This window comes from Microbacterium sp. H1-D42 (assembly GCF_022637555.1).
In the GTDB taxonomy this organism is placed as follows: domain Bacteria; phylum Actinomycetota; class Actinomycetes; order Actinomycetales; family Microbacteriaceae; genus Microbacterium.
Genome location: NZ_CP093342.1, coordinates 136,315 through 160,464, shown reverse-complemented (window position 1 = coordinate 160,464; position 24,150 = coordinate 136,315). Strand labels below are relative to the sequence as shown.

The 24,150-nt window shown below is 67.2% G+C and carries 22 protein-coding genes; 10 read left to right on the top strand and 12 right to left on the bottom strand.

Annotation, left to right across the window (positions count from 1 at the left end):
* Positions 1–285: 285 nt before the first annotated feature.
* From rpsN to rpmB, 3 genes are read right to left on the bottom strand one after another with little or no spacing between them, the layout of a single operon-like run.
* Complete coding sequence (gene rpsN / locus MNR00_RS00805; protein ID WP_241927273.1) at positions 286–591, bottom strand: 30S ribosomal protein S14; 306 nt, start codon at positions 589–591, stop codon at positions 286–288.
* Between the two features lie 3 nt (positions 592–594).
* The gene (gene rpmG, locus MNR00_RS00800; protein ID WP_046014935.1) at positions 595–765 is read right to left on the bottom strand and encodes a 50S ribosomal protein L33; all 171 of its coding nucleotides are present in this window, start codon (positions 763–765) and stop codon (positions 595–597) included.
* Positions 765–1,001: a 50S ribosomal protein L28 gene (gene rpmB / locus MNR00_RS00795; RefSeq protein WP_241927272.1), complete on the bottom strand. Its 237-nt coding sequence runs from the start codon at positions 999–1,001 to the stop codon at positions 765–767. The genes rpmG and rpmB overlap by 1 nt, the downstream gene beginning before the upstream one ends.
* 333 nt (positions 1,002–1,334) lie before the next feature.
* On the opposite strand from rpmB, the gene MNR00_RS00790 reads away from it, so the two are divergent.
* A complete protein-coding gene (locus MNR00_RS00790) occupies positions 1,335–2,534 on the top strand; it encodes a Gfo/Idh/MocA family oxidoreductase (RefSeq protein WP_241927271.1) in 1,200 nt (399 codons plus the stop codon).
* The gene (locus MNR00_RS00785; protein ID WP_241927270.1) at positions 2,527–3,531 is read left to right on the top strand and encodes a LacI family DNA-binding transcriptional regulator; all 1,005 of its coding nucleotides are present in this window, start codon (positions 2,527–2,529) and stop codon (positions 3,529–3,531) included. Before MNR00_RS00790 ends, MNR00_RS00785 begins: the two co-directional genes overlap by 8 nt.
* A 45-nt stretch (positions 3,532–3,576) precedes the next feature.
* On the opposite strand, the gene MNR00_RS00780 is transcribed toward MNR00_RS00785, so the two are convergent.
* The 9 genes from MNR00_RS00780 to MNR00_RS00740 form a co-directional block, all read right to left on the bottom strand.
* Positions 3,577–4,266 (bottom strand): DNA-3-methyladenine glycosylase, encoded by a 690-nt coding sequence (locus MNR00_RS00780; protein ID WP_241928890.1) that lies wholly within the window; start codon positions 4,264–4,266, stop codon positions 3,577–3,579.
* Between the two features lie 29 nt (positions 4,267–4,295).
* Entirely contained in the window at positions 4,296–6,053 is a 1,758-nt protein-coding gene (locus MNR00_RS00775) for a hypothetical protein (protein ID WP_241927269.1), read from the bottom strand.
* Positions 6,043–6,828 (bottom strand): TIGR03943 family protein, encoded by a 786-nt coding sequence (locus tag MNR00_RS00770; protein ID WP_241927268.1) that lies wholly within the window; start codon positions 6,826–6,828, stop codon positions 6,043–6,045. Before MNR00_RS00770 ends, MNR00_RS00775 begins: the two co-directional genes overlap by 11 nt.
* Entirely contained in the window at positions 6,821–7,798 is a 978-nt protein-coding gene (locus tag MNR00_RS00765; protein WP_241928889.1) for a permease, read from the bottom strand. The genes MNR00_RS00770 and MNR00_RS00765 overlap by 8 nt, the downstream gene beginning before the upstream one ends.
* Positions 7,799–7,878: 80 nt before the next feature.
* A complete protein-coding gene (locus tag MNR00_RS00760) occupies positions 7,879–8,289 on the bottom strand; it encodes a transcriptional repressor (protein ID WP_241927267.1) in 411 nt (136 codons plus the stop codon).
* Between the two features lie 125 nt (positions 8,290–8,414).
* Entirely contained in the window at positions 8,415–9,794 is a 1,380-nt protein-coding gene (locus MNR00_RS00755) for a cell division initiation protein (protein WP_241927266.1), read from the bottom strand.
* A 46-nt stretch (positions 9,795–9,840) separates the two neighbouring features.
* Positions 9,841–10,701 (bottom strand): metal ABC transporter permease, encoded by an 861-nt coding sequence (locus MNR00_RS00750; RefSeq protein ID WP_241927265.1) that lies wholly within the window; start codon positions 10,699–10,701, stop codon positions 9,841–9,843.
* The gene (locus tag MNR00_RS00745) at positions 10,698–11,543 is read right to left on the bottom strand and encodes a metal ABC transporter ATP-binding protein (protein WP_241927264.1); all 846 of its coding nucleotides are present in this window, start codon (positions 11,541–11,543) and stop codon (positions 10,698–10,700) included. The genes MNR00_RS00750 and MNR00_RS00745 overlap by 4 nt, the downstream gene beginning before the upstream one ends.
* A complete protein-coding gene (locus tag MNR00_RS00740) occupies positions 11,540–12,505 on the bottom strand; it encodes a zinc ABC transporter substrate-binding protein (RefSeq protein ID WP_241927263.1) in 966 nt (321 codons plus the stop codon). Before MNR00_RS00740 ends, MNR00_RS00745 begins: the two co-directional genes overlap by 4 nt.
* 191 nt (positions 12,506–12,696) lie before the next feature.
* On the opposite strand from MNR00_RS00740, the gene mshB reads away from it, so the two are divergent.
* From mshB to MNR00_RS00700, 8 genes are all read left to right on the top strand, one after another.
* Positions 12,697–13,584 carry an N-acetyl-1-D-myo-inositol-2-amino-2-deoxy-alpha-D-glucopyranoside deacetylase gene (gene mshB, locus MNR00_RS00735; RefSeq protein WP_241927262.1) on the top strand — a complete coding sequence of 296 codons (888 nt, stop codon included), beginning with the start codon at positions 12,697–12,699 and terminating at the stop codon, positions 13,582–13,584.
* Complete coding sequence (locus MNR00_RS00730) at positions 13,584–14,702, top strand: ROK family protein (RefSeq protein ID WP_241927261.1); 1,119 nt, start codon at positions 13,584–13,586, stop codon at positions 14,700–14,702. The genes mshB and MNR00_RS00730 overlap by 1 nt, the downstream gene beginning before the upstream one ends.
* Positions 14,703–14,802: 100 nt before the next feature.
* Entirely contained in the window at positions 14,803–15,903 is a 1,101-nt protein-coding gene (locus tag MNR00_RS00725) for an extracellular solute-binding protein (RefSeq protein WP_241927260.1), read from the top strand.
* An 8-nt stretch (positions 15,904–15,911) separates the two neighbouring features.
* Entirely contained in the window at positions 15,912–17,000 is a 1,089-nt protein-coding gene (locus MNR00_RS00720) for an ABC transporter ATP-binding protein (protein WP_241927259.1), read from the top strand.
* Positions 16,997–18,739, top strand: a complete 1,743-nt coding sequence (locus MNR00_RS00715) for an iron ABC transporter permease (protein WP_241927258.1) — start codon at positions 16,997–16,999, stop codon at positions 18,737–18,739. The genes MNR00_RS00720 and MNR00_RS00715 overlap by 4 nt, the downstream gene beginning before the upstream one ends.
* A gap of 52 nt (positions 18,740–18,791) precedes the next feature.
* Positions 18,792–20,297 (top strand): argininosuccinate lyase, encoded by a 1,506-nt coding sequence (argH, locus tag MNR00_RS00710; protein WP_241927257.1) that lies wholly within the window; start codon positions 18,792–18,794, stop codon positions 20,295–20,297.
* A 21-nt stretch (positions 20,298–20,318) separates the two neighbouring features.
* The gene (locus tag MNR00_RS00705; RefSeq protein ID WP_241927256.1) at positions 20,319–21,179 is read left to right on the top strand and encodes an ROK family protein; all 861 of its coding nucleotides are present in this window, start codon (positions 20,319–20,321) and stop codon (positions 21,177–21,179) included.
* A 167-nt stretch (positions 21,180–21,346) separates the two neighbouring features.
* Positions 21,347–24,136, top strand: coding sequence for a PIG-L family deacetylase (locus MNR00_RS00700; protein ID WP_241927255.1), 2,790 nt, complete (start codon positions 21,347–21,349; stop codon positions 24,134–24,136).
* The last annotated feature ends 14 nt before the right edge of the window (positions 24,137–24,150 follow it).

The window sequence follows — 24,150 nt, the reverse complement described above, 5'->3', positions numbered from 1 at the left end:
TTCTTAGCGTGTCGGGCAACATCCGTCACTTGAGTCACAGATTTCGGGGGTCCTCCAGTGCGGTTGCGCCCGCACGAGGTGCCGCTCGCGTGACGACCGAGTCCACCACCGGATCGGGAGGACTTCTCAGGATCGGGAGGATGGATGCCCGGAATCACTCCTCCCGAGCGTGAGTTCTCCTCCCGAGCAGGGGCGGCAACGAGCGCGCGGTGACGCTGGCCACACCTCCCGGACACGCAGAAGGGGCGAGGATCCGAAGATCCTCGCCCCTTCAAAAGCGGGTGCTTACCAGCTCGACTTGGTGATGCCGGGCAGCTCGCCACGGTGAGCCATGTCACGGAAGCGGACACGCGAGATGCCGAACTTCGTGAGCATGCCACGGGGGCGGCCGTCGATGGCGTCACGCGAACGCACGCGAACCGGCGACGCGTTGCGCGGCAGCTTCTGCAGGCCGAGGCGAGCGGCCTCGCGGGCCTCATCGGTCGCGTTCGGGTCGACGAGGGTCTTCTTCAGCTCGAGGCGACGCTCTGCGTAGCGCTCGACGATGACCTTGCGCTGCTCGTTGCGAGCAATCTTGCTCTTCTTAGCCATGGATCAACGCTCCTCTCGGAATTCGACGTGCTTGCGGACCACCGGGTCGTACTTCTTCAGCACAAGGCGGTCGGGGGTGTTGCGACGGTTCTTCTTGGTCACGTAGGTGTAACCGGTGCCCGCCGTCGAACGGAGCTTGATGATCGGACGTACGTCCTGAGCCTTCTTGGCCATTAGAGCTTCACACCCTTCGCCTTGAGGTCTGCGACAACCTTCTCGATGCCGCGAACGTCGATCACCTTGATGCCCTTGGCGGACACGTTCAGGGTGACCTTACGGCCGAGCGACGGCACGTAGTACGTCTTCTTCTGCACGTTCGGGTCGAAGCGGCGCTTCGTCCGGCGGTGCGAGTGCGAGATGTTGTGACCAAAGCCGGGAACAGCTCCGGTCACCTGGCACACTGCTGCCATGTTGTGACTCCTTCTATACCGTGAGGCCGGACGGCCTCACCCAAGATCCCTTGTCTGCACCCCTTCTTCGCGCGCGAAATGGTCCGCGCGGGAGGGAAAGGGATGCGAACTGCGCACAGGAGAGCGCGCAGACAAAGAGTCAGCCTAGCACGGCTCAGCCCATGCCCTTGACCGGGGTCGAAGAAAAAGCGTGCAAAATCGACCGAAACGTGGTACGTTTACCCGCGTAGATCACTGGGGGTCTCAGGGGTCTCGGAACCCTACTGAGGGGCAAGGTTCCGGGATCCCTTTTCCAGTTGACACCCGTAGATGACCGGTGGAAGACTGCGACTCATGGCGTTCACTCTGGGGATCGTAGGAGCGGGTCAGTTCGCCGGCCAGTTCGCGACTCTCTTCCACCATCATCCGGGCGTATCAGCGGTCTACGTGACCGATGTCGTCTCGTCACGCGCCGATGAGCTGGTGCGCTCAGCCGGATTGGCCGGTTCCTTCGCCACATTCGACGACATGCTCGCATCTGTCGACGCCATCGCCATCTTCACCCAGCGGTGGACTCACGGCCCACTGGTGGTACAGGCGCTGCGCGCCGGAAAGCACGTCTACTCCGCGGTGCCGATGGCGATCACGGTCGACGAGATCGCCGCGATCATCGACGCCGTCCGCGAGACCGGGCTTACCTACATGATGGGTGAGACCAGCTACTACAACCCCGCCACCGTGTTCGCACGGCAGAAGCTGGCAGAGGGTGCCTTCGGGCGACTGTTCTACGGCGAGGGCGACTACGTCCACGACATGGATCTCGGGTTCTACGAGGCGTACCAGTATTCCGGCGGCGCCGAGTGGAAGGCCACAGCCAGCTATCCACCGCTGCTGTATCCCACGCATTCGATCGGCGGCGTCCTCGGTGCATGGCCGACGCATGCCACCGCCGTCTCGGCGATCGGCGTGACGGACCAGCGCGGCGACGGCGTCTTCGACCGATCGGTGAGCCAGTTCGACAACGATTTCTCCAACGCCACGGCGCTGTTCGAGCTCGCCGCCGGCGGGTCGATGCGCATCAACGAGTTCCGCCGCGTCGGCTACCCATCGCACCTGCGCGAGTCGCGCTTCCGCTGGTTCGGCACCGAGGGCTCGTTCGAGCAGCTGGCGCTGACCACCGTCTGGCAGAACCGCGAGGGCGTCGAAGACATCTCACACCTGATCGACACGCACGCCTCGCTGTCGGCCGACGACCCGTCACTGGCACACGTCGCACCGGCCCTGCGCGACGCGTTCATCTCCGGCTACGCCGAGATCCATGAAGCGGACCGCGGTCGCATCCCCGTCGAGCTGAGCCATTTGAGCAACGGGCACGAAGGCAGCCACCACTTCCTCGTGGACGACTTCGTTCGCGCAGTGGACGACGGCACGCTTCCGCCGGTGAACGCCTGGCAGGCGGCGCGGTTCACGCTGCCAGGGGTGATCGCGCACGAGTCCGCGCGCCGTGGCGGCGAGCGTCTCATCGTCCCCGACATGGGAGATCCGCGTGTCTGACGACGCGCGACCGCGCCCGGTCACCCGTGCCGATGTCGCCCGGTACGCGGGCGTCAGCACCGCCGTGGTCAGTTACGTGCTCAACGACGGCCCGAAGGCGGTCGCACCGCTGACGAAGGAGCGTGTGCTCGACGCCGTGCGGGTACTGGGGTACCGTCCCAACCTCGCAGCTCGCGCGCTGTCGAAGGGTCAGGCCGACATGCTCGGACTGCTCGTGAACGACAACCGCAACCCTTTCTTCGCCGAGCTCTGCCACGCGCTCGACCAGGCCAGCGCAGACCGCTCACGTCAGTTGTTGATCGTGAACAGCGATCGGAGGCAAGCGCCGACCTCCGAGCAGATCCGCGACCTCGCATCGCGGCAGATCAGCGGTCTGATCATCGCCAGCGTCCTCACCGCGGGCGAGCAGGCCCTGATCGAGCGGCTGGGCATCCCGAGCGTCATGATCGGACAGTTCGGCGAGACCGACGGCCTGTCGGGGGTGGGTGTGGACTTCGCCGCCGGCGCGCGGATGGGTGTCGAGCACCTCATCGGCCACGGCTACACCGACATCGCCTTCATCGGCAGCGCCGCACGCTACGACCCCCGCGAGCGCGGATGGCAGGAGGCCCTCGGCGATGCGCACCTCACACCCGGCGCACTCGTGCACACGACGTTCTCGTACCAGGGCGGCTACGACGCCGGCCGGCGACTGGTGGAACGCGGTACGCTGCCCCGCGCCGTGCTCGCAGCGTCAGACCAGATCGCCGTAGGACTGCTGACCGCGCTGCGCGAGGGCGGAGTTCGGGTGCCCGAGGATGTCGCGATCGTCTCGTTCGACGGCACCGCCTCAGTGGACTTCGTATGGCCGCGCATGACGACGGTCGTGCAGCCGCTCGAGCAGATGGCCGAGACCGCGATCCGCGCCGTGCTCGACCCCGACTCCGTGCCGCGCTACGTCGAGTTCGCGACGCAGTTGCGGGTGCGCGAGTCGTGCGGCTGCACCGCAGACGACTGACGAGTGGCACTCTTCCGCTGACGCGGGACGAGATGTCGGATGCTGTCAGCCGGCATCCTCGAGAGTGCGGGCGGCCTCGGCGGCGCCGCGCCCCCAGCGGAACGGCGATACGGTCGGGTCGCCCGTGATCCAGAACCGCCACGGGAACGCCATCGTGCCGGCGAGACCGGCCACACCCACCCGTGGCCCGGTCGACACCCCGACGGGCAGGTCGCTCCACAGCAGCTGGGCTGTCGCGCCGTTCATCGCCGCCCCAGACGCGAAGTCGATGCCGTCGTGCAGCGCATGCCGCAGGCCCATCGCCTGACCGAGGCGCCCAGGTCCGCGTGCGAGGTCGCGCAGTGCAATGCGCGACAGCGGCGTCGCGATGCCGCGGCGCGCGGCGACAGCATCCGACCCGGCGATCACCTCGCCGGCGCGCAGCAGCACGCCCCCTGCTTCGCCGTCGGGGCCGCACACGACGTTGATGCACGAGTGGATGCCATGACTCAGGTACACGTACAGGTGACCGGGCTCGCCCCACATCGTCGCGTTGCGTGCGGTCGGCCCCATGCGGGCGTGTGAGCCGGGGTCGGGCACGGTGCCGGTGCCCTTGCCGTGGTAGGCCTCGACCTCGGTGATCCGAAGCATCGTCTCAGCACCGTCGACGACGGTCGCGAGGTGCGCTCCGAGCAGGCGAGGGGCGACTTCGATCGGCAGTCCGAGCAGGTCCGCGCGGGTGGCTGCGCGCAGCATCCGCCCCTCTCCGACCGGATCGGGCGCACTCACTGCTGCTGCACCGACCGGCACCACGAGATGTCGAAGCCGTTCAGGACCGGCATCTTGGCGTCGCCCCGCAGATCGAGCAGCTGCGTGTGCAGCGTCGTCGGCAGCGGCAGCAGCAGATCGTCGTAGGGGTTGCTGGGCAGATCCGGGGCGATCACGACCGCCGCGTACTGGCCGCTCGGCGATGCGCACACCTGCAGGATCGCGTCGGTGCCGCTGACCTCGGAGATGACGGTGGCCGTGCCGTCGTCGTCGACCTTGACGACGGCCTGGCCAGTCGGCATCCCGCTGTCGTCGCGCTGCACGATGTAGCGCAGCGTGCCGCCGGGGAAGGTCTCGATCGCAGTGGGGTCGCCGTAATCGGGCTCGGATGGCGTCAGCGGCTGCTCGCCGCCGTCGGCGAGATCCAGTTGCACGATGCTCGCGTCGGCGCGCTCGATGATCGCGGTGAAGGTGGTGCGCGTGACGCCGAGGATGCTGGCAGCGATGCCCATCGACTCCACTCCCGCATCGGTGGTGGGGTCTTCGAGGCTCAGCGCCCCGTCGAAGTCGATGAACAGCAGTGACGACGATCCCGGCACGAACTGCCACTCGGCGATGCTCGCGTCGGTGTCGCCGATCTGCACGATGCGCGGCTCGTCGGCGCCGCTGAGGGACTGCGTGACGAGCACGCTCGCGCGGCCCGAGGTCTCGGTGAGCTCGCGATCGGAGTAGCTGTAGCCGACGAGGCCGCCGCGGTCGGTCACCTGCACAGAGGACACGTAGCCCTCGCCCGGCAGCTTCAGTTCGCGCTGATCCGATCCGTCGCGGTTCATCACCAGCAGTTGCGAGCCCTCGTCGGACTCGACCGCGACGACCAGCAGGTCGGGCGTGGCCCGGTAGTCGTCGATGCGCGGGTGCGTGAACACCGGGGTGGCCTTCTCACCGCTGAGATCGGCGATGAAGATGCTGTCTTCATCGGCGGTGCGCTGCAGCAGGAAGATCTGCGAGGCGGGAGTGCTGAACGAGGTCTCGAGGTCACTCGAGGGGCCGCCGCCTGCCGCGGTGACGCCACTCACCGATACCTGGTACTTCGTCTCGTCGTCCAGAGGCGTGGTGAAGCGGATGCCGATGCTGCGACCGTTCGCATCAACGGTGAACGGCACGGCGGGTTCGACGGTGACCTGCTCGGCGTCGACGGTGTCCAGGCTCTGATTGGCCGTGAGGATGAGACGGCTGCCGCTGGACTCGATCGCCTGGGCCGGGTCGACCTGCACTTCGCTGAGACGGGGTCCCTGTGTGAGGCTCACGACGCCGAAGATGCCGACGACGAGCGCCAGGACGCCGAGCACCGACCACAGGGTGAGCGCGAAGCGCCGGTTGGTGCCGGTTCGCGACGCTTGCGGGGTTTGCGTTCTGGGGGCCGACACGCCAGATGTCGGACGGTTCCCGGCGTTCGGTCCGACATCTGGCGTGTCGGCCCCCGAAGTGGTGGCGAGTGCCGGGATGGTGGGCACCGGGCCGGACGGTGTTGGCACCGGCGGGAATGGCAGCTCGGGCTCGGGGAGCGGGAGCTCGGGCTCGGCGGGCTGCTCTTGCGTGGCGGCCTCGTCAGTTGCGGGCTCGTACTGCGCGGCGGGCTGCGCCTGCTCGGTCGGCCCCGCCTGCGCGGTGCCCTCGTCCGCGGTGCCCTCGTGAGCGGCGGCCTCCTGGGCAGCGCGCTGCGCGCGCAGCTGTGCGCGGGTGAGGGGCTGTCCGTCGGATCCGTCAGTACTCATACGGATCCTTCGGCTCTTCGATCTTGGTCACGGACGCCGGCTCGACCCGCAGCGTCCCATCGCTGTCGGCGCGCACGGTGCCGGCCACCTCGATCCACTGCCCGGTGTCGTACGACTCGTCGAGGCCCGATCCGGCGATCGCCACCGAAGCGGGCTGTGCGTCGATCACGCAGTGCGAGATCACCATGCGGGTCAGATTCACGTCGCCGTCCTCGGCGGGTGTCACGAAGCCCGTGAGCGTGACAGGGGCCCCGTCGTACTTCTCGGGGCGAGTCGATGTGGCGAACGCGGTCGACCACTCGCCCACCCCGAAGGTCGTCGTGTCGGCCACCCCCAGCGACACATCGTCCGATCCGGCGAACAGCGTCGGGGTCTCCCCCGCGCGCGAGACGGCGAGCTCCGCCGAGAGGGATGCCGGTGGCAGCAGCAGCGCGGCGAGCACGACCGCCGAGGAAATCACGCCGCCGGATACGACGGCCACGGTCTGCAGCACCCGACGGCGCGCGGCAGCAGCATCCGATCCACTCGCCGCGACCGTGTGGTCGTGGTCGCCTTCGGCGCCCAGCGGCAGAGTGCATGACCAGACGGCGAGGATGAGGGTCACCGCGGCGGCCGCGGCAGCGAACCAGACCGTCTCGGGGCTGATGTACAGCGTGAGTCGCCCGGTGACGGCGAGACCGAGCGTGACGACGGCCAGCACGGTCGCCAGTCCCACACCCAGCCAGCGGGTGGCGAGCGCGTGCAGCTTCGGCGCCGCACCCTCGTGCTCAGCCAAGGACGTTCACCCCCATCCCGATCGCACAGGCGGCCAGGATCACGACGCCGACGATGCCGGCGATCACGCGGGTCGTGAAGGTGGTGCGCAGCAGCGCGATCATCTTCACGTCGACGAGCGGACCGACGATGAGGAACGCGATGATCGCCCCTGCCGAGAACGACGAGGCGAACGAGAGCGCGAAGAACGCGTCGACGTTCGAGCAGATCGCCACCGTCATCGCGAGGGCCACCATCGCGAGGATCGACAGCACCGGGTTCGACCCGATCGCCAGCAGCACGTCGCGCGGGATGAGCACCTGCACCGCGCCGGCGAGCGCGGAGCCGATCACGAGGGCGGGCATGACGGCGCGCAGCTCGATGAGGAACTGCATCAGACTGCGGCGCGCCGGGGATCCTGGCTCGTGAGTCACCTGCTCGCACGTCTCGACGAAGCGGGCAGTGAGCAGCGCCTGCGGGTCGCGGTGGCGACTGTAGATCCAGCCGATGAGGTTGGCGATGACGAAGCCGCCGACAAGCCGCGCGACCAGGATGCCGCCGTCCCATCCGAACGCCGCATGCGTGGTCAGGATGACGATCGGATTGACGATGGGCGCGGCGATGAGGAAGGTCAGCGCCTCGGCCGGAGCGAGGCCGCGCATCATCAGACCGCGCGCGAAGGGCACGTTGCCGCACTCGCAGACCGGAATGAACATGCCGAGCAGCGACAGCACGGCCCGCCGGGCCCACGCGTTGCGGGGCAGCCAGCGCTGCACGGCGTCGGAAGGCAGCCACACCTGCACGACGATCGACAGCAGCACGCCGAGGATCACCCACGGCAGCGCCTCGATCAGCACGCTGAGGCTGAGCGTCAGCCCGTCCTGAGCGCGGTCGGGCAGCGCGGCGGGAAACAGCGTGGGTGCGAAGACGTCGATGAGGACGAGCACGGCGATGATGCCGATGCCGATGCCGATCGCCTTCACCGTGGGCACGCGACGCGGCGGGTGCCGATGCGCGTGCGCGGTGTGCGACGAGGTGGATGCCGGCGACGACACCCCCGGCGTGACAGGGGTCACGCGCCGGCCTCGGCGTCCTGACGGTTCGCGCAGGCGGCGCACAGACCGAAGATGTCGACGACGTGCTCAGCGTCACGGAAGCCGTGCAGCGCAGCGGTGCGCTTGGCCCACTGCTCGACGTCCTTCGCCTCGATCTCGACCGTGAGCCCACAGGACCGACAGATCAGATGATGGTGGTGGCCCTGGGTGGTGCAGGCCCGGTACAGCGCCTCGCCCTCGGGGCTCTGCAGCGAATCGGCGTCGCCGGACGCGGCGAGACCCGCGAGCGCGCGGTACACCGTGGCGAGGCCGATGCCGGTGTTGGCCTGGCGCAGGTCGGCGTGCAGGCTCTGCGCGCTCACGAAACCGCGCGCCTCGGCGAGCGCGTCGCGCACGCGCTCGCGCTGCCAGGTGTTCCGCTGAGCCATATTCCGAGTCTAGGCCGGGCCGTCGTGTGTTGCCTGGCCGCCGATCCTGTCCGCGCCGGTCGCCTGTTCGACCCGTGCCGAGGCATCGTGGTCGGCCACTCGCGCGACCGGTGCGGAGGCGACGATCAGTCCTCGTCCTCGGTGGCGTCGTCGTCCTGCGCGTCGTCCGCGTCGTCGGCCGGAACCTCGGATGCCCGATCGGCGGCGGAGTCGGATGCTGCGGCCGGCGGGCCGGTCAGCACGCCCTCAGGGCGGAGCATCTCGCGCACCTCCGACATGAAGCTGGTCAGCTGCTGCTGCTGCCAGCGCAGCTGGCGGGTCTGATCCTCAGCATCCCGCAGCACCCCGCCTGCGTGCCCGGTGACGCTGTCGACGATCTTCTGCGCCTTGACACGGGCGCGCTCGAGCGTCTCGCGGGCGCGCACCTGCGCCTCGGCCTCGATCGCCTGTGCCTGCGTGCGCATCAGCCGCTCGTAGTCCTCCGCCTTGCCCGAGATGCGCTGCGCGTGCTCCAGCGACGCGGCGACCTGCTCGTTGGCATCCGACGTGATGCGCTCGGCGTGCGCGACGGCCTGGTTGTGCAGCACCAGGAACTCCTGCTGGGCGTCGTCCTGGCGACGCGTGAGCGTCTCTTCGAACTCCAGGGTGCGTGCGTTCAGCTCGCGGACCTCGCGCTCAGCATCCGATCGCATGTCCGTCGTCTCGCGCGTGACCATCGCGCGCAGCGCGGCGGCGCCCTTCTCGGCCTCGGTGCGCACCGTCGCGGCCTCACGCTCGGCCTGCACGACCTTCTCGGCGGCGTGCGCCGCTTCGCGCTCCAGTCGTGCCTCGTGCGCGGTCAGCTCGGTATCGATCTTCAGGCGCACCTGGTCGGCATCCTGCTGTGCCTGCGCGGTGATGCGGGCGACGTCAGCGGCGAGTTCGGCGCGCTTGGCCTCGGTCTCCTCGCGGGCCGCCTCGAGCAGCCGCTCGGCCTGGGTCGCGGCGTTGTGGATCAGCACGCTCGCCTGCTCTTCGGCCACCCGGAGCACGGCTTCGAACTGCTGGCGGCTCTGCGGCTCCTCGGCGCCGTCGTCCTCGCCGCGCGGCGCATCGGTCAGTTCAGCGGTGAGGGTCGCGACCTGCGCAGCGGAGTCCTCAGCCTTGGCGTTCGCCTCCTCGGCCAGCGCATTGGCGGCGTTCACCCGTGCCTCGGCTGCCGCGACCTCGTTCTCGAGGTCGGCGACGCGCGAGTCGCTGTCGGCGAGAGCGTCGGCCAGCGACTGCTCGTTCTCGCCGCGAACGGTCGCCAGTTCGGAGCGGCGCCTGGCATCCACGTCATCGAGGTCGGCGGTGAGTCGCACCACCTGATCCTTCAGGGTCGCGATCGCGGCGTCGACCTCACCCTTGTCGTACCCGCGGAAAGCCTGCGTGAAAGCAGATTGCTCGCCCTTCGGCGCGTTGGTCAGCAGCTGGTCGAAGAAGTCGCCGTTCTGCTGCCCGCCGGGCTGTTGCGTATTGCTCAAGGGAAGTCGCCTTTCTCAAGTTTCGGCCCCCGCGTACATGATCTCATCACTTGGCTATGCGTCGGGTCCGTCGGCGCAGGCGCTGGGTGATCCAGCATCCGACGTAGATCAGGAAGGAGATCGTGGTGATGTACGGACTCACCGGCAGGGTGCCGGCCAGGGCGAGCATGATGCCGCCGACGGCGGAGAGGAATCCGAACAGCGCGGCCAACAGGGGAACCGCGACCGGACCGACCGAGAGCCGCATCGCGGCGGCAGCAGGGGTCACCAGCAGGGCCATCACCAGCAGCGCGCCGATGATGTGCACGCTGACGGCGACGATCAGGCCGAGCAGCACCATGAAGACGAGATTCACCGCTCGAACGGGCACTCCGCGCGCGGCGGCGGAGTCGGGGTCGAGCGAGTCGAAGCGCAGCGGATTCCACATCAGCAGCAGCCCGACCAGCACGATCATGCTCATGCCGATCAGCCAGCCGAGATCAGGGTTGGAGACCGACACGATCTGCCCGGTCAGAAGCCCGAAACGATTGGCGCTGCGGCCGTCGTAGAGCGAGAGGAACAGGATGCCGAGGCCAAGCCCGAACGGCATCAGCACGCCGACGATGGAGTTGCGATCGCGCGCCCGCGAGCCGAGAAGCCCGATGAGGATGGCCGCCGCCAGTGCACCGCCGATGGATCCGACCACGACACTGCCGCCGAACAGCAGGGCCGCCGCGGCACCGGCGAACGACAGCTCGCTGATCCCGTGCACGGCGAAGGCCAGATCGCGCTGCATGACGAAGACGCCGATGAGCCCGCCGACGATGCCGAGCACAGCGCCGGCGATCAATGAGTTCGAGAGCAGCGCGAGCAGTTCGCCGTAGTCCTGGAACGAGAAGACGTCGCTCCAGTCGACCAGCGCCCTCATGCGTGTGCTCCCGCACTGGTCGGCTCATCGTCGCCGTGCTCGTGGTGCGGTTCTGCGTCGGGCACGCCGACCACGACGAGCCGGTCGCCGGCGCGCAGCACGAACACGGGTGTGCCGTACAGCTCGGTGAGCACCCGGCTCTGCAGTACCTCATCCGGCGTACCGAGCACGAAGCGTCCGCCGGCGATGTAGAGGATGCGATCGACGCGGCCGAGGATCGGGTTGATATCGTGCGTGACGAACAGCACGGCGGTGCCGTGCTCTCGGCGCTGCCGGTCGATGATGTCGGTCACGCCGCGCTGGTTGGCCAGGTCGAGGTTCGACAGCGGCTCGTCGCACAGCAGCAGCGCGGGCTGATCGGCGAGGGCCTGACCGACCCGCAGTCGCTGCTGCTCTCCACCGGAGAGCAGTCCTACGGGACGTTCCGAGTAGTGCGCTGCACCGACGCCCTCGAGCAGGGCGTCCACGCGCTCTCGGTCGCCCTTGCGGGGGATGGGCAGTCCGAAGCGGGTGCCGCGCACGCCGAGTGCGACGAGGTCGCGGGCGCGCATGCTGGTGTCCGGCGGCAGTGGGCGCTGCTGGGGCACGTAGCCGATGCGCGGGTTGCCCCGCCGGGTCGGCTCACCCGCGACGCGAATGCTGCCGGCCGACAGGGACTGCAGGCCGAGGATGCTGCGCAGCAACGTGGTCTTTCCAGAGCCAGACGGCCCGAGCACCGCGATGAACTCGCCAGGTGCGACGTCCAGGTCGAGTCCTGCCCACAGTTCTCGACTGCCGCGGTGCAGGGCCGCGCCGGTGATGCTGAGCACCGGAGCAGGCGCGGCAGGGACCTCGTCGGTCATTCGGCGAGCGAGCCGAGGTCGGAGAGCGCGGAGTGCATCCACTCAGCGTACGACTGATCGGGCTGCAGCAGCTCTGAGAAGGCGAGCACGGGGATGCCCGCCTGCTCCGCAGCATCCTCGATGCGCGCCGTCTCGCCTCCGCCGGTCTGCGCGTTGGTGAGCACCGCCCGCACCTCGCCGCTGTCCACGAGCGAAAGGCCCTCGAGCAGGGTGGCCGGGGCCACGTCGTTGCCCTCCTCGACCGCCGAGGCGAATCCGTCCGGGGTGACATCGTCGAGACCTGCGGCCGCGGCCAGCAGGCCGGGCAGCGGCTCGGTGATGAAGACCGGGGTGCCCTCGAGCTTCTCGTGCAGTGTGGCCAGTTCGGTCTCGATGTCGGCGAGCTCGCCGGTCAGCGTCTTGGCAGCCGACTCGTACGCGGACGCTCCGGAGGGATCGAGCACGGTCAGATCGTCGGCGATCTGCTCCACGACGTGGGAGATCGTGTGCGTATCGAACCAGACGTGCTCGTTGAACCCCTCGATGTGGTCGTGGCCCGCGTGAGCGTCTTCACTGTGCTCGTCGTCAGCGTGCTCGTCGCCGTGGTGGTCGTCGACGATCGCATCCGGGTAGTCGTGCGAGAACTCCGCGGCGGTGATGACAGTGGCATCCGAGCCGTCGCGCAGCTCTTCCATGAACGAGTCGTAGCCGCCGCCGTTCTCGATCACGAGATCGGCCTTCTGGACGGCAAGTCGGTCGCGCGCGGTGGCTTCGTAGGAGTGCGGATCCTTCGCTGCGGAGTCGATCAGGCTGGTCACCTCGACTCGGTCACCGCCGATCTCGGCGGCCAGCGAGCCGTACACGTTCGTCGAGGCGACGACCTGAACCCTGCCATCGCCGCCCGGGGTCGCGGTCGTTGCGCACCCGGTGAGCACGATGACGGATGCTGCGGCGAGCGCGAGGGCGGCGAGAGGCTTCTGCATGCTCCCATGCTAAATGCTAATGAGAACCATTATCAACTCGGCGGCTGTGATCGATTCGGGTTTCATATCCATCTCACCGGAACCCGGGCATCAGCTCGACTTATTTTCCGATCTTCTCGAGTTTGATTCTTGCTGTCAGAATCAAACTCGACTCAAGCAGTCTGCTGATGCGCCGATCAAGGGAGATAGACGTGACGAACGCCGTGAACGTTCTCTTCGCACATGCCCACCCGGACGACGAGAGCTGCGCGACAGGCGGGACGATCGCTCGCCTCGTGGCAGAAGGGCACCAGGTCACCGTCGTCACGTCGACGATGGGCGAGCAGGGACGCATCGCCGTCCTCGACCTCCAACACCTGCATGCCGACGAAGATGACGCGCTCGGACCCGAGCGCGCCCGTGAACTCGCCTGTGCGATCGACGCGCTCCAGGTGGCGGACCATCGTTATCTCGGCGGCCGTGGTCACTTTCGTGACTCCGGCCGGATGGGTATTCCGGCGAACGACCGAGCCGATGCCTTCTGGCAGGCCGATCTCGACCAGGCCGGGCTGCTGATGGCCGAGATCATCCGCGAGACGCGACCGAAGGTCGTGGTCACCTACGACCCGAACGGCGGCTACGGGCATCCTGATCACATCCAGACGCATCGGGTGACGATGCGCGGCATCGAGCTCGCTGCCGATCCGACCGCCGACAGCGATGCCCCCGTCTGGGACGTCCCTTTGGTGTACTGGACGGCCGTCCCGCGCGATGTGATCACAGCCGATCTCAGGGAACTGGCTACGCATGCGGCAGAGCTGGGACTCTGGGTCGACACCGATCTGTCAGAGTATCCGGACGGCGTCCATGACGATGCGGTGATCGACGTCGAGTTCGATGTGTCTGACTACCTGTCTGCAAAGTCAGCGGCGCTCGGATGCCATCACACACAGCTGACGGTGAACGGGCCGTACTGGGTACTCGCTTCTGGTCGCGGCATGCGGATTCAAGACCGCGAATGGTTCATCCGCGTCAAGGGCGGCCACCGCGTCGGCGAACGCTATGAGACCGACCTGCTGTCTGCGGCGGAGATCCACTGATGTCTCGGCCGTCCCTCGCGTTGGCGGACCGCCGCACGCAGCGCGCACGCCTCGTCGGGGCGCTGCACGAGCAGCGCAAGAGTCGCACCGATCTCGTCGAGCAGTTCGGCGTGAGTTCGTCGCTGATCACCCGACTCGTGCGTGGCCTCATCGACGACGGCATCCTGCGGGAACTCGGCGTGCAGGCGCAGAGCATCGGCCGTCCCCCGGTGCGGCTCGAGGTCGTGCGTGACCATGGGGCGCTGCTGGCGGTCTCGTGCACCGCCGACGGACTGCGCGCGCGCATGGTCAACCTGCATGGCGGAATCATCGCCGAGACCAGCTCCGCATCGACTGACGGCGAAGTGACTCCAGAGTCGATCGCCGCGGTCATTGCCGCGCTCATCGCTCGAACGCCACGCGTACTCGCCGTGGGCGTGGCGGTTCCCGGCGTGGTCGACGCTGCAACCGGTGACGTGAGCGCCGCACCCGACCTCGGCTGGACCGACGTGGTCCCGTTGCGCGCACTCCTGCAGGAGCGTTTCGGCACGGTGGTGACGATCGACAACGATGTGAATCTGATGATGGCGGCGGAGCGTCGCGTCCTCGACGTCCGCGCCAGCAACAATGCCGTGTACCTGTATCTGGGGACCCGCGGTATCGGAGCGGGCATCATCGCTTCAGGTCGACTGATCGAGGGCGACCACGGCGCGGCTGGCGAGATCGGACTCTCGCCGCTGAACGCGAACGACCGCACCGACTTCGAGGACACCACCTCGACGCGGGCGATCGCCGCCCGCTTGGAGGCTGCCGGACACACCGTCAACGGCCAGGTGGTCGACCGTCTGCTCGCTCTCGCCGACAGCGGAGATCAGGCGGCGCTGCATATTCGCACCGACGTGATCACGGCGTTCTCCCATGCCATCGCGGTGATCACGGCGCTGCTCGACCCGCATGTCATCCTGCTCGGCGGACATGCACGGGCCTTCCGCGAGAGGGACCACGACGAGATGCTGCAGCCGCTGCGCGGAGATCTGCCGTTCCTCCCCACCGTGCGCCCAGCAAGCCCGAAGCCGGACGCCGTACTCGACTCCGCTCTAAACCGCTGCTGGCAGCAGCTGCTCACGGGAGGTCTATGAACAGCATCCATTCGGAGTCTCATCACCCCGCCCGACCCAGACCGTGGCAACCCCGCCACTCCCTTCAAAGACCCCGCCACTCCCTTCAAAGAGGAAGAATATGAAGACCAACACCACCAAGCGCCGACTGCTCACCCTCACCACGTTCGCTGCGGCGGGCGCCCTGATGTTGTCGGGCTGCGCGGGCGATGTCGCCCCCGAGAAGTCCAAGACGCCCGAAGCAGGCACAGAGACCCTGCAGCCCAGCGAGAGCCTGACCATCTACACCGGTCGCGACAAGGACGAGGTCGCCTGGGTCGTCTCGGAGTTCGAGAAGGAGTTCCCCGAGTATGCGGGCAAGGTGACCACCGTCATCGCCGGCGCCCAGGACAACCTCGACCGCATGCGCGCCGAATCAGGCAACCCGCAGGCCGGGTTCCTCTGGGGCGGAACACAGCAGCAGTTCGAGCAGGCAGCCGACGAGGGTCTGCTCGCTGCCTACACACCCAAGAACGGCGACGCTGTCGCCGACAAGTACAAGGATCCCAATGGTCAGTGGATCGCAGAGATGCTGCTGCCCGAGGTGATCATCTACAACTCCGACCTCCTCACCGCCGAAACCGCCCCGCAGGACTGGAGCGACCTCGGCGACCCCGAGTGGAAGGACAAGATCGTCATTCGCGACGTCATGCCCTCCGGCACGATGCGCACGATCTACGCAGCGATCGTCTACTCGGCCTTTGCAGAAGACGGCAGCCCTGACGCCGGTTACGACCTGCTGAAGAAGATCGACGCGAACACCGTCTCCTATGCCGCCACCCCCGACGACATGTACACGCAACTCGACCAGGGCACCGGTCAGGTCACCGTGTGGAACATGCAGGATGCGCTGATCCAGCCGCTCAAGAACAACCGTCCGTGGGGCTACATCATGCCGAAGTCGGGTGCTCCGGTGCTCGTCGACGGGGTCGGAATCATCAAGAACGACAAGCAGCAGGCCGCTGCGCAGTCGTTCATGGACTTCCTGATGGAGCCCAAGATGCAGGCGAAGCTCGCCGCCGATTACTACCAGATCTCAGCGATGGACATCCCCGAGGCCGACCAGCCCGAGTGGATGAAGGACTTCAAGATCAACGAGCAGAAGATCGACTGGGCCGTGTTCGCCGACCACCAGGACGAGTGGATGACCTACTGGGCCGACAACATCAAGGACAAGGGCTGATCTGAACGATGGTCTCGGTCACACTGCACCACCTGCGAAAGTCATTCGCGCGATCCGGCACCGTCGTGGACGGCATCGATCTGACGATCGCGGACGGGGAGTTCTTCACCCTGCTCGGACCGTCGGGATGCGGCAAGTCGACGACGCTGCGAATGATCGCCGGGTTCGAGGAACCCGACAGCGGAACGATCCATTTCGATGATCGCAACGTGACGTATGCGCCGGCGAACAAGCGCGATGTGGGTCTGGTGTTCCAGAACTACGCGTTGTTCCCGCACATGTCCGTCACGCGCAACGTCGGCTTCGGACTCGACGTGCGCAAGGTGCAGAAAGCCGAGGCCGAGCAGCGCATCAGCGATGTGCTGAATCAAGTGGGGCTCGCCGCGCAGGCGGGTGCCAGGGTGGACGAGCTCTCGGGCGGGCAGCAGCAGCGCGTTGCGCTCGCCCGGGCGCTGGTCTTCCGCCCCCAGCTGCTTCTGCTGGATGAGCCGATGTCGAACCTCGACGCGAAGCTGCGCCTCGAGATGCGCGGAGCGCTTCGCGACCTCCACGCCGAGACAGGCATCACATCGGTGTACGTCACGCATGATCAGGCCGAGGCGCTCGCGATGTCGACGCGCATCGCCGTCATGAACACGGCGGTCGTGCACCAGGTCGGAACCCCCGATGAGGTCTACAGCCGACCGCACACTGCGTTCGTGGCGGGGTTCCTCGGGCGCAACAACCTGCTCGATGCCACCGTCCAGCGCGTTGACGGGGGGCGTGCGACCCTCACGCTTGCCGACGGCAGCACTCTGGAGGTGCGCACCGAGAACGCCGCCCCCGGAGTCACCTTCGCGGCGGGAACACCGATCATCGCCACGGTGCGGGCCGAGACGGTCCGACCAGCAGCATCCGACGAGCACACCAACGTGATCTCGGGGACGGTCGCCGACGTCGACTTCGTCGGGTATTCGCTGTCGTGTGAGATCGACTCGTCGCTTGGACGCATCAAGGTCGACCTGACCGGAGTGCACGCACGGCCCGAGCGTGGCGACATGATGCGCGTCGTGCTGCCCGAGGAAGCCGCCTACTGCGTCCCGGCGGAGGCGCGATGAGCTCGCTGACAACAGCGCAGCGGGTCACCGGCCCGTCGAAGCGTCCGCCGTGGATCAAGCGCCGCTGGTCGACAGTGCTGACTCTCACCCTGCTCGGCGTGGTGCTGCTCGGATACGTGATCGGCCCGATGATCGCCACCGCCCGCCGCAGCGTCTCTCAGGACAAGGCCGCGGTACTCGGATTCTCGTTCAAGGCCTGGGCCGACTTCTTCGCCAACCCCACCCAGACGTCCGCCATCGGCGGATCGATCGTGCTGTCGCTGCTCTCGGTGGTGGTCGCCGGCGTGCTCGGCACCGCCGTGGCGATCCTGCTCACCCGCTGGGACTTCCCCGGCCGACGCATCTGTCAGGTGCTCGCACTGCTGCCGATCGCCCTGCCGCCCCTGATGGGCGTGTGGTCGTTCAAACTGCTCTTCGGCGTCGGCGGGCGCATCCCCTTCGCCATGCAGGAGTGGTTCGGCGTCGACCAGAAGATGTTCTGGCTCCAGGGCCTCGCCGGGGTCCTCATAGTGCATGCGATGACGATGTACCCCTACTTCTTCCTGACGGTCTCCGCCGCGCTGTCCAACGCCGACGCCTCACTCGAAGAAGCAGCAGCGTCGATGGGCGCCGGCAAGGCGCGCATCTGGATGAAGGTCGTCCTGCCGATGCTCACCCCGGCGCTCGTCGCCGGCGCATTGATCACGTTCATGTCCGCGATGTCGTCGTATACGGCACCATTGCTGTTCCAATACACCGATGTGATGACCCAGCAGATCGTGATCGCGAAGACGAACGGCGACATGCGCCTGGCGTCCATCATCTCGACGACCTTGGCCGTCATCTCGATCGCCTTCCTCGCCATCATCCGCTCCTATGAGCAGCGCAAGGTCTACCGCACCCAGTCGAAGGGCGGCGGACGAAAGCGCTCCACAGTCACCTCGACGCCACTGAAGGTGCTGCTGTTCGTGATCGCCGTCCCCACGACGCTGTTTCTCGTGCTGCCGATCGTGATGATCGCGGTGCTGTCGGTCACCGCGAAGGGCGGCTGGCTGTCGAGCGTGCTGCCCAGCGACTACACGCTGGAGTGGTGGGCGCAGATGTTCAGCGGTGTGGACTTCTGGCGTCCCGTCACGAACTCTCTGCTGATGAGCGTGATCGCCGTCGGCGGCGCGGTCATCCTCGGCGCCGGAGCTGCGTATGTCATGAGCCGGATGCATTTCCGCGGAAAGCTCGCCCTCGACATCGCGATCATGCTGCCGTGGGCACTTCCTGGCACGGTCGTCGCGATCAACCTCATCACGGCGTTCTCGAGCCCCTCACCCTTCGCATTCGGGCAGGTCCTCGTCGGCACCTTCGCGATTCTCCCGCTGGCCTACTTCGTGCGATTCAACCCTCTGATCTTCCGCTCGACCTTCGCGTCCTTCTCACAACTCGATCCGAATCTCGAAGATGCCGCGCGCAGCCTCGGTGCCACATGGTGGCACGCATTCCGAAAAGTCGTGCTGCCGCTGATCTCACGGGGGATCATGGCCGGCGCACTGCTCGCCTTCGTCGACGGTGTCGGCGAATTCGTCGCGAGCGTGCTCATCTACACGCCGGCTTGGGTGCCGTTGTCGATCGCGATCAACAACGAGAACTATCAGGGCAACATCGGCACCGGCTCGGTGTACGGCATGATCCAGGTGTTCCTCGTGCTCGGCGTCCTGATCATCACGCGCCGGATGGAGGCGAAAGAAGGCACAGCCACCACGCTCTGACGCCCCGTGCTCCATTTTGCAACTCCCGAACGACCCCTGAAAGAGAAGAAGTATGAACCGCGACGAGATCGTCCAGCGCGACGGCGCCACCTTCCCGGGCGAAAGCTACACGACCGCTGTCCTGCGTCCTGCGTATGACGAGGCGAAGCGGATGCTGCTGCCCTCGATGATCCAGATCCACCGCGCGCATCTGATCATGCTGCACGGGGCCGGCATCTTGAACGACGCCGACGCCGCCACGATTGCAAGGGCGATCGACGGGCTGGATCTCGACGCTCTTGCCGCCAGTGAGTACACGGGCCAGTTCGAGGACCTGTTCTTCACTGTGGAGAACGAGATGATGCGCATCGGCGGCGATGTCACCGGCAGCCTCCACACGGCGCGCAGCCGCAATGACATGGGCATGACGCTCTACCGCATGGTCATGCGTCGGCAGCTGATCCGCGTGCTGGATGCCGCTGGCGAACTCTACGAGACGCTGGTGCGCCTCGGTGGCGAGCACGCCGACACGCTCTCGCTGGAGCACACGCACACCCAGCCGGCGCAGCCATCGACGCTCGGACACCGCTTCCTCGCCATCGCCGACGTGCTCGGCCGCGACATCCGCCGGGTGCAGCAGGCTTACGAGAGCTTGGACTACTCGCCGATGGGCGGCGCGGCGCTGACCGGCACCGGATTCGCCATCGATCGCGAGCACATGGCGCAGCTTCTCGGGTTCCGCGGTGTCGTGGAGAATTCCTACGATGCCGTTGCCGCCACCGACTACATCGCACATTCGGCGATCGCCTTGCAGCTCATGGCGATCGACACGGGGCGCAGCTGCGTGGACTTCCTCAACTGGTGCACGGCAGAGTTCGGCTTGTACCGCGTCGCGGCTCCCTATGTGCAGATCTCGTCGATCATGCCGCAGAAGCGGAACCCCGTCTCGATCGAGCACTCCCGGTCACTGCTCTCGGCGGCATCCGCCAGTGCCGCCACCGTGCTGACAATGATGCACAACACACCCTTCGGTGACATCGTCGACACTGAAGACGACCTGCAGCCATACGCATGGCGTGCCGTGGACACCCTCACGGACGTGCTGCACCTGCTCACGGGTGTTCTGGGCACGATACAGGTGAACACCGATGTGATGCGGGAGCGTGCGCTGTCATCGTTCGCGAACGCCACCGAACTCGCGGACACACTCGTCCGCGATGGCGGACTGACGTTCACGCAGGCGCACGCCGTGGTCTCGCGGATCGTGCGGGAGGCGGACTCGGCAGGTGTCGTCGATGTGCGCACCATCGACCCTGTTCGCGTGCACGAGGTGACCAAGGAGGTCGCCGGCCGTGACGTCTCGCTGACTCCGGAGGACTTCGCACGCGCTCTGAACGCCGACAACTTCGTCGCCGTGCGAACGTCCATCGGAGGGGCTGCCCCTGCGGAGGTGGCCAGGATGGCGCAGGCCCGCGCGGTCACCGTCGACGAGTTCCGACTGTGGCGCGAAGGAATGCGCGCTCATCTCGACTCCGTCGCCGACCAGCTCATCGCCTCGACGGCGACGCTGGGCGCGTGAGGTCAGGCGGTGGTAGCGGCAATGAGCGTGCTCGGAATCGACTTCGGCGGCACGAAGGTCGCATTGCGGGCCGAGGCTCCCGACGGAGACTGTGCTGAAGAACGACTGCAGATCGAGGACGGCGAGAATGCCGAGGAGGTTCTCTCGCGCACCTTCGAGACTGCGCGGCGCCTCGTGGATCAGATCGGACCACTTGCCTCCGTCGGCATCTCGACCCCCGGCATCGTCTTCGATGACCGTGTCGACCTCGCGCCCAACGTGATCGGATGGTCGGATCTCGAGCTCGGGCACCGAATGCAGGCGGAGTTCGGCGTCTCGTCGCTCAGAATCGAGAATGACGTGAAGGCGGCGTCGCTCGCCGAGTGCCGGGAGGGTGCGCTCAGTGGCGTGGACATCGGGTTGTACGTCAACCTCGGCACGGGGATCGCGATCTCGCCAGTCATCGCAGGTGAGGTGCTGCGCGGCGCGCACGGGTCTGCCGGAGAGGTGGGATACGCCGTGATCGACATCCATGACGGCGTCACGCTGGAGGAGTTCGCGGGCGGCAGCGGCCTGGGCAGACGAGTGGCGGCCGCGCAAGATGTCCCGGCAACCGATGTCGCGAGTCTGGTCGCCGCGATTCCGCATTCTGAGGCGGCGCGGCGAATGTGGGCGGATGCTGTGGATGAGATCGCTCGCCACCTCATCACCGCCGTCCTCACGATCGACCCCTCTCGCATCGTCATCGGGGGCGGAATGACCCGTGCGGGCGACGCTCTGCTCGTCCCTCTGTCCGAGCGACTGACGGGAGCCATCCCGTATCCGCCGCAGATCGTGCCCTCGGCGTTCGGGGCGGACGCTTCGCTGCGGGGCGCGATGATTCTGGCACGCCCCGCCGCCTGAGCCGGGCTGCGTTCGGGACTTATTTTTCGCCGTTGACGCCACCGTGAAGCACCGATGGAATTGGGGTCAACACTTATTTCTGTCTAGCAAATAAGTGTTGACTCCCTGTCTCCTCATAGGTTCGGGCGCGACATCGCTGTGCGCCAGGACGAAAGGCTGGTCCCCTCATGGATGATCTTCAATCCCCTTCCGGATATTCGCTGACTCGCCGAAATCTGTTCAAGGCGGGCGGTGCGTTCGGCGTCGCCGCTGCGGTCGCCGGCCTGCAGGTGTCCGGCCTCACTCCCGCCGAACAGGCGCTGGCCGCACCGGGCGGCGCCGTCAAGCTGAACGTGCTCTTCATCGGCGCCCACCCCGATGATGAGGCCGGCAACCTCGGCGTTCTGGGCCAGTGGAACGAGTTCCACGATATGAAGGCCGGCGTCATCACCGTCACCCGCGGAGAAGGTGGCGGAAACGCTGTGGGTCTCGAAGAGGGGCCCCCTCTGGGGATGCTGCGCGAGGCCGAAGAGCGCAAGGCTGTTGGCTACGCCGGCATCGAGAACGTGTTCAATCTCGACGGACTCGACTTCTACTACACGGCAAGCGCACCGCTTTCGCACCAGGTCTGGGACGGCAATGCCGTGCTCAACCGCATCGTGCGCGTCGTGCGTGCCACGCGTCCTGACGTCATCATCACGATGAATCCCTCTGCCGTTGAGGGCAATCACGGCAATCACCAGCAGGCGGCGATGTTCGCGGTCGAGGCCTACCTGGCCGCCGGCGACGAAAGCCGCTACCCCGAGCACTTCGCCGAAGGCTTCCGCCCATGGCAGCCGCGTCGCATCCTGCGCTCGGGCGCGAACGGCTCCGGCGCAGCCGGCGAGGGCGGCGTCGCTGCGGGCTACACGCCGACCGTGTCGTCCGATGTCGTGTTCGGATGCTGGAACGGCACGATGAGCGTGCGCAACGGCAAGCGCTGGTCGCAGATGCTCGACCAGGCGCGTTGGGCCTACGTCACCCAGGGCTGGGGTGAGTTCGCCCCAGGCACGACCGATCCCGCCAAGATCTCCAACTCGTGGTTCACCGTCATCCACTCGCGCACACCGATCGTCGACGCGAAGTCGGGTGGCGACGCGGCGCTGCGCGGTGCTGCGCTGCCGATCCAGGGCGGGCTGCCGCTCGGAACGCTGATCGATGTGCGGCCAGGGCGCTTCGAAGTCGTCGCCGGGGAGAGCGTCCCCGTCGAGGTCATCGTCACCGCCCCCTCGGACGCGAAGCTGCCCGCGGGCCGGCTGACGCTTGCGGTCCCCTCGGGCTGGTCCGCGACTGGAGCCGTCACGGTCCCGTCCTTGAACAAGGGTCGATCGCACCGGGTGAGTGTTCAGGTCACCGCCGCGGGCGACGCCGCTGTCGGCACGCAGGCCCGCGTGGAGGCCACGCTCGCAGCGGGCTCAGCGAAGGGCACGACCTTTGCTCAGCTTCGCGTCGCAGGTGCGGTCGAGGCCACGATCCGTCCGCTTGAAGAGATTCAAGCGTTCCGCGACTGGACCGCAGGCCTCGGAATGAAGCATCTCGATGTGCTCGTCCCCGAGCTGTTCCCGCTGGGACAGGGGCGCACCAAGGCCCTTGAGATCGTCGTGGAGAACTTCTCGTCCCAGAGCCGCTCCGGATCGGTCGCGCTCACCCTGCCGGCTGGTTTCTCGGCATCCGCATCCCAGCAGTACGCGGGACTCGCCGCGGGAAAGACCGCCACGCTCACGTTCGACGTGACCAACGTGGATACATCGATCCCAACCGCGAACCGGGCGTCGAACAAGGGCAATTGGCCCGTCACCATCACCGCGACCAGCGAGTCGGGCACTGCGGAGCGCGACGTCACGATGAACCTCGTCCCGACATACGCGGTGCAGCGCGCAGGCACGGCCCCCGCCATAGACGGGATCCGCCGCGACGGGGAGTACCCCGGCGATCCGATTCCAGTGGTCACGGTGTGGGACGGCAGCCCGATGGGCGGCACGAACCCGTCGATCAGCGCGCAGACCTGGATCACGCACGACGACGCGAACTTCTACCTGTTCCTGTCTGTCGTCGACGATGTGCGGGGCACGATCCTGCCGGCATCTGACAACAAGCGTCAGCGGCGGACGGACGCCGTCGAGATCTATTTCGATCCGCGCGGCACTGCCCCGAACACCGCCCACACGTTCATCGCCGGAATCATGCCATCGATGGACTCCATGACCGGCGCGCCCGGCGTGGGCCGCGACCGTGACAACTGGCAGGGTGAGGCTGCGATCACCGCACCCGGAATGCAGGTCGCGGTGAAGATGGCTGCCACGGCAGAGGCGTACGCCGGGTACGACATGGAGGTCAAGATCCCCTTCGGCGTCCTGCCCGACAATGTCGACCCGTCGCACATCGGATTCAACGTGGTCATCAACGATTCCGACACGCAGAACAAGGCTGCCCAGACCCGTGTCGGCTGGTCGACGTTCCCCGGCATGCGAGCCGATCCATGGCGGTGGGGCATCCTCACGCTCGACGGCGTCCAGGACAAGGGGGCTCAACCCAAGGCGCCGACGCTGCCAGACACGGCAGCCCGCTCGGTCACGTCGCCTCAGTCGATTCTGCAGTCAGCGGCCGATTCTGTGCCCCTAGGCGGCTTCATGCCGACGAGCCATCAGCTCAAGGTGCTGAAGTCGTCGATCTCCGCTGGGATCGTGAGCGTCTCGCTGCAAACGCCCCGGTCGGGTACGGCGCGGGTCTACCTCTGGGACGGAAGCCAGGTCATCGGCAGCGCCGAAGCGAACGTGCAATCCGGCCGTACAGAGTTGCGATTCGGTGCACGCACCTCGTCTCGCGGCACCGGGGACAGTCTGACCGGTACGACGGCTTCGCCGGTTCTGGCCGTCTCGTTCGAGTCGAACGGCGGCGTCTACGCAGCCCGCGCACCGCTCGGCGGCCGCTCCCGCTGATCCGAGACAATGGT